Genomic DNA, 6,534 nt, shown 5'->3' on the forward strand with positions numbered 1-6,534 from the left:
ATCCTTTTATGCGTCTCATTAATAGCGTCTTGTAGTCTCATAGTAAAATAGCCCATCTACTTATTAGATGGGCTATTTTATTACTTTTATTGAGTTTTTGCCTTAACTGACTGGCATTACTGCCATTGCAGAGCTTTTTGCGCTTTTACTTTTTTACGGTTGTTAGATTTTAACGTACGGTGTTGGTTGGTAAGTTATCCGCATTGACAGGGCTATCAGGTTGATAGTTTGCATGTGAGGGTTTGGCAAAAGCAAACTTGACGACCTGCAGTGCCACACAAACTGCACCAGTAATAAAGATCACGTCAGCAAAGGTACGAATCCAGCGCAGTGTGACTAAGAAATCTTGTTGTAAGAAGCCTTCACTACGTGCGTACCATAGACCTTCGGTCATTGACGCGTGCGCTTGGAAAATACCAATCGGTAATAAGCTAGTGACAATCATCAATACCAAGCCTGCATTTAGCGCCCAAAAACCAGTTTTGATAAGATTTTCACTAAACACATAATCAGGACGGATATAGCGCATGACCAGTAATACAAAGCCGATTGCTAAAAAGCCATAGACCCCAAACAGTGCAGCATGTGAGTGAGTGGCGGTAGTATTTAACCCTTGTAAATAGAACAATGAGACTGGTGGGTTAATCATAAAGCCGAACACCCCTGCACCTAACATATTCCAGAACGCGACCGCAACGAAACACATGATAGGCCATTTGAGTTTATTCATCCATGGCGCTTGACGCTGCATAGACCAATGCTCATAACCTTCGTAGCCTAATACCACCAAAGGTACCACTTCTAAAGCACTAAATGACGCGCCGATTGCCATGACTGGCGTGGTTGTACCTGAGAAATATAAATGGTGGAACGTACCTGGCACACCGCCAAGCATAAATAGGGCTGCTGAAGCGATGGCAGAACCGGTGGCGATTTTTTTGTTGACCAAGCCTAAGTTGTAGAAAATGAATGCGAGTGAGACGGTGGCGAATACTTCAAAGAAGCCTTCTACCCATAAATGTACCACCCACCAGCGCCAGTATTCCATGATGGTTAAGTGGGTACGCTCGCCGTAGAACAAGCCTGCACCGTAGAATAAACCGACGCAAACGACTGATGCAAAGAAGATGGCCAACAAGTTTTTATCACCGCCCTCTTTCCTTCTAAGCGCCGGTAAACAGCCACGGGTCATCAATACTAACCAGAATAAGATACCAACCCATTTTAAAATCTGCCAGAAGCGACCAAGGTCAATGAATTCATAGCCTTGATGACCAAACCAGAAGTTGTATTTTGCAGGCATAATACCGGCAATCGCAAAGTACTGACTAACAAATGAGCCCACAACCACGAGTATTAATGCCACCCAAAGGATGTCTACGCCCAATTTTTGGTATTTAGGATCTTTACCGCCATTGATAAGTGGCGTTAAGTACAAGCCTGCCATCAAGAAAGCAGTAGCAATCCAAAATAGTGCTGCCTGAATATGCCACGTACGTACCAAGGAGTACGGGAAGTAATCGGCGACGGCGATACCATAAAACTCTTGCCCTTCAACGGTATAGTGCGCGACGAAACCGCCGATAAATACTTGGAATACCAATAGAGCAACGACTAGTACACCGTATTTTGCCAAGGCTTTTTGTGACGGTGTTAACGCCACTTTAGTTAATGGGTCAGCACTTGCCGTTGCTTCTTTGACGTCTTCTTCTTTACGTAAGAACGACCAGCCCCAGATAAGGAAGCCAACCCCAGCGATTAAGAACACCACACTGGCGATAGACCACATGATATTTTCAGAGGTTGGGACGTTATCAATTAAAGGCTCATGCGGCCAGTTATTGGTATATGTTGCATCAGTACCTGGACGGTTGGTAGACGCAACCCAAGTGGTCCAAAAGAAAAAGTTGGTGAGTTTTTGTCTGTCTTCAATATCTGCCAAAGTATTGTTTTTCATGGCAAAATTTTCACGCGACTTTTGCAATGAAGGCTCATTACCGTAGAGACCGATATAGTAAGGCGCGACTTCATTAATAGCGGCGATACGCGTATCTGACAATACCACTTGATTGTTAGAATTGGTATTGCTGCCACGATATTCTTTTTTCAATTGCGCGCTAAGTACCGCTTTTTGATCATCCGTTGCCGCGGCAAAATCATGCCCATATAACTCTTGCGCCCGGATATCTAACCACGCCACAAGCTCTCTGTGTAACCAATCTGCGGTCCAGTCAGGCGCTTGATAGGCACCATGTCCAAGTATCGAGCCAAGCTGCTGTCCTCCCGTGCGCTGCCAAGCAGATTGACCATCTAAAATATCTTCTTCTGTGATTAATGCCTTTCCGCTGCTATCAATATACTGATCAGGGATAGGAGGTGCGGTACGATAGACTTCCACGCCGCCCCAACCTAAAAAGGTAAAGGTAATGACGAGGACGGCGATTAAGCCCCACCAATACTTTTTATATTCGCCCATATCTTGCTCCTACTGGCTAGATAGATAAACTGAACGCTTAACATTCATTTTAAATGAATTTTTATAAGCGCAATTATAATTCCATAAATGATTAATACCGCTGCCTGTTACGATAAATCTATCAATCATCTTATAACCGTTAAGCCTGCTACCTGAGTTGCGCTTTAGTCTTGGGATTAAGAATAAAGCACAATCAAAGCTGGGATTGAAGGCTTAAATCTTTGATGATATGACGGTTAATGGATAGATTTTATCGCTTCATGCGCTAGACCTATTTGATGTATATTTACATCTAGCATCAAATTGGAAACATTTTAACATTCATTTCATATGAATGTTAAGAGTTATTTTCGCTTATTCTTATGTTTCTTATAAACTGCGCGGTTCACTTTTATCAAATCACGAGTGAAGTCCTTCATTTATAACCAAATTTAGAGATAGAAACTCGAGTAGCAAATAACTTATACCTAATGCAAAAACATAAAAAAACCAGATAAATAAAGTTATCTGGACTTTTATTAGAAACATTTATTAATTACTCAGACGATTTAATAGTAGCTGATGACTGCGCTCAATCACCGGCGCATCGACCATATTACCGTCTATCTTAAAGACGGCTTGCCCACTGCGTTCGTATTCTGCGACTACTCGCTGCGCAAATTCAATCTCGCTCTCAGTTGGTTGCAGTGCCTTTTTAACGACATTAACTTGCTTAGGATGGATACAAAGCATGCCCGACATACCCATCTGTGACCATAGTTGCACACGCTTATGTAGCCCCGCGCTGTTATTAAAGTCCGCATACACGCTATCAATCGGTGCGAGCAATTGATGGACTTTTGAGGTTAAGATAAGCTGGTAACGAATTTGATTGGCGATGATATCGGCTGATGCTGTGCCCACCTGTACCTGTAAATCATTGCATAAGTCTAAAAAACCGTAGCTAAATGCCACCATTCCGCGCGCTTTTGCTATCTCATCGGCACGATATAAACCAATAGCATTTTCTATCACCGCAATCACCGGCAGACCCGTTTCTTGGTTAACTTTCTCTATATCTGCTGCCTGCTCAGCTTTTGCTAATAGGACGCCTGCCAGCTTTGGCAACTGCTGACATAGCGCCAAATCTTTGGCAAATTCAGCACTACTTGCTTGATTGATACGTAGCCAAATCGGGCGATAGCTTTTTGCCTCATGCTGAGCAATATAGTAGTCTTTCAACGCCGCACGAGCTTGGGCTTTGTCTGCTTGTGCAACCGCATCCTCTAAATCAACAATCACTGCATCTGCCCCGCTAGCAAAGGCTTTTTCTACCCGATCTATGCGCGTTGCTGGCACAAACAACCACGTCTTGGTATGAGACATTGATTTGATAACAGCTCGGCAATCTTTTGGCCCAGTACAGATATAGCTGCTCGTATTTTTATGGGTAGACGGATTACTAAAAGGTGACATACTCGATTCCTAGAGGTAGATATTCATCATATAAACACTTAACGTTATTGTGCCACGACAAAAGCGCTTGTAATAGCCCAATAACGCTAGTTGGTTATAACGCTGGATATTAAGATTCCTCTGGTTTATCAAATAACTTTTCGATAGGTTTACTATGGATTTTCGAGCTGTTAAACATCGATTTATTGCCAGTGTCGCCTTCTGTCCAAAAGTTGATATTAAACTGAGCATCATCGCTTAACTCTACGCGGTGCCAATATTGCGGTGGACTGACTGCAAACTGTCCGGCTTTGATAACGACTGTTTTTTCTGGTTCAGTGGCCGCTTCGTCAGCGAAACCATAAAAAGTCACCGTACCTTGCATGACGCAGATTTGGCCATAAACGCCCTCAGCCGTATTGTGATGGGTCAATAACGCATTGGGTACTTTATCTTTGGTGAAGAAGTGTGTCGAACGTTTGATTTTCCAATGGCTTGGAATGACGGGATTAGGATTGGTTTGGGTATCAAAACTCATGATAACTCCTTAGCTGGTTTGCTGAGTATAGATTTTTATCTCAATCTGCCTTAAAACCAATATGCAGTTAAGTCTGCAATTGAGAATAATTATCATTAATATAAAATAGTACCTTTTAAAAGCTTTTACTAGCTTTGTATGTTTTGACTATCTATAAAAATGTAACACCTTAAATGCCATCGCCGCCTCATTAACGGTCGTCCTGTCCATAAGTAGTATACAAACTACGCCCTATACTGCTTTCGCTCAATGGTGATGCTGCCCCATTATTGCTATTTTGTATCCATTATCAGCATCAGAATTTATAATGGGGACATTATTATGCATGCCAAAGAATTACTTGAGCTTGAGCGCCGTGACATCAGGGCGCTGCACTATACGTGGATTGCTTTTTTCCTCACCTTTTATGTCTGGTTTAATATGGCACCGCTGGCAACGTCGATGCTACAGACAGAAAGCTATCTGACCCCTGACCATATCAAATTATTTTTAATCGCCAACGTCGCGCTAACGATTCCTGGGCGGGTTATCGTTGGCATGGCATTGGACCGTTTTGGTCCGCGGCGCGTGTTTTCTATCCTGATGGTCGTAATGGCGATACCGACGTGGTTTTTTGCGTTTGGCAACTCGGCAACCCAGCTATTCGTTTCGCGCTTATTTATGTCGATCGTCGGTGCCGGTTTCGTCGTCGGTATTCATATGACCACCTTATGGTTTAAGCCAAAAGACATCGGTTTTGCCGAAGGTTTTTATGCCGGTTGGGGCAATTTTGGTTCAGCGGCGGCGGCGATTACCATTCCAACCGTTGCTTTGCAGTTCTTTGGCGGTGACGATGGCTGGCGCTGGGCAATTGCGCTATCAGGCTTATTGATGGCCTTATACGGCGTGGCCTATTGGTTTTTAATCACCGACGGGCCAGAAGTTGGTACCCATAAAAAATCTCGTAAAGCGGGCGCGTTAGAAGTATCAACGTGGAAGGATTTATGGTTATATTGCTTATTTATCATTCCTTTATATGGCGTCTTATCGCTGCTGGTGTATCGTACGCAAGCGATGGGCTTTTTAAGTGCTACTGGCGGGATTATTTGTTACAGCGTCATTATAGTGATGGTCATTTACCAAATTTATAAAGCCATTAGCGTCAATGTACCTGTGATTAAAGCCGGTATTCCAGAAGATGATAAATATCCCTTTAAATCAGTGGCGGCGCTAAACGTCAGCTATTTTGCTAATTTTGGCGCAGAACTGGCGGTGGTTTCTATGCTGCCGATGTTCTTTGCCGCGACTTGGAAACTTGATCCAACGGCTGCTGGTTTGATTGCCTCTACCTTTGCCTTTGTTAACTTATGGGCGCGGCCACTTGGCGGCTATATCTCCGACAAAATCGGTAATCGCCGTTTGGTGATGTTGGTTTATATGTTTGGTATCGGTATTGGTTTTGTGCTGATGGGCGTGCTTAATGCCAAGTGGCCGCTATTTATCGCCGTGGTGTTTACCATTTTGTGCTCGGTATTTGTACAAGGAGCCGAAGGCGCGACCTTTGGTATCATTCCCTCGATTAAACGTCGTCTGACCGGTCAGATATCAGGTATGGCAGGCGCTTATGGGAACGTGGGCGCGGTATTCTACTTATTCATTTATACCTTTGTAGAGCCCAATCAGTTCTTTTATATCATCGCAGTTGGCGCGTTTGTCGCCTGGATTGTGTGTTATTTTTGGTTAGCAGAACCGGAAGATGCCTTTGGTGATGAATATAAAATGTCCTCTGTCGATCGTCAGATTGCTGCAGAACAAGGTTATACCAAACCCAAGATATATAGTATAATCCACTTATGACTATACCAATACATAACCTAGAAGACCATGACTTTGGCAAACACTCAAAGACTGAGCGCAATCCCAGAGCCCGACTACGCCTGCTCATCTTATACCAATATAGTATAGGCAAAGCCACTAATGATATTGCCAAAGACCTCTGCATACATCCTGAAACTGCCAGACGGACATTGAAGCGATATTATGAACGAGGACTTGAAAGTCTCTACGATCGTCATCGTCGAGGTCGTCACAGCAAATTGGCAGAAAA

General features: G+C 43.5%; 5 protein-coding genes. 2 read left to right on the forward strand and 3 right to left on the reverse strand.

Annotation, left to right across the window (positions count from 1 at the left end; all coding sequences use genetic code 11):
* Positions 1-169: 169 nt before the first annotated feature.
* The 3 genes from A7325_RS11845 to A7325_RS11855 form a co-directional block, all read right to left on the reverse strand.
* A complete protein-coding gene (locus A7325_RS11845) occupies positions 170-2,476 on the reverse strand; it encodes a nitric-oxide reductase large subunit (protein WP_068408402.1) in 2,307 nt (768 codons plus the stop codon).
* Positions 2,477-3,007: 531 nt separating this feature from the next.
* Positions 3,008-3,931, reverse strand: a complete 924-nt coding sequence (locus A7325_RS11850) for an HpcH/HpaI aldolase/citrate lyase family protein (RefSeq protein WP_082894401.1) — start codon at positions 3,929-3,931, stop codon at positions 3,008-3,010.
* A gap of 109 nt (positions 3,932-4,040) precedes the next feature.
* Entirely contained in the window at positions 4,041-4,448 is a 408-nt protein-coding gene (locus tag A7325_RS11855) for a DUF1971 domain-containing protein (RefSeq protein WP_068408404.1), read from the reverse strand.
* Between the two features lie 321 nt (positions 4,449-4,769).
* Between A7325_RS11855 and A7325_RS11860 the strand changes: the two genes are divergently transcribed.
* Both A7325_RS11860 and A7325_RS13590 read left to right on the forward strand, forming a co-directional pair.
* A complete protein-coding gene (locus A7325_RS11860) occupies positions 4,770-6,284 on the forward strand; it encodes an MFS transporter (protein ID WP_068408406.1) in 1,515 nt (504 codons plus the stop codon).
* Positions 6,281-6,534, forward strand: a 254-nt coding sequence (locus A7325_RS13590; protein ID WP_156508553.1) for a helix-turn-helix domain-containing protein, incomplete at its 3' end; no start/stop codon positions are given. The genes A7325_RS11860 and A7325_RS13590, both read left to right, overlap by 4 nt.

Source organism: Psychrobacter sp. SHUES1, assembly GCF_001652315.1.
Classification (GTDB): domain Bacteria; phylum Pseudomonadota; class Gammaproteobacteria; order Pseudomonadales; family Moraxellaceae; genus Psychrobacter; species Psychrobacter faecalis.

What these genes read in the sequence shown, in the direction of transcription:
- A7325_RS11845 (WP_068408402.1), bottom strand. Translation starts at nt 2,476, where the DNA reads ATGGGCGAATATAAAAAGTATTGGTGGGGCTTAATCGCCGTCCTCGTC.
- A7325_RS11850 (WP_082894401.1), bottom strand. Translation starts at nt 3,931, where the DNA reads ATGTCACCTTTTAGTAATCCGTCTACCCATAAAAATACGAGCAGCTAT.
- A7325_RS11855 (WP_068408404.1), bottom strand. Translation starts at nt 4,448, where the DNA reads ATGAGTTTTGATACCCAAACCAATCCTAATCCCGTCATTCCAAGCCAT.
- A7325_RS11860 (WP_068408406.1), top strand. Translation starts at nt 4,770, where the DNA reads ATGCATGCCAAAGAATTACTTGAGCTTGAGCGCCGTGACATCAGGGCG.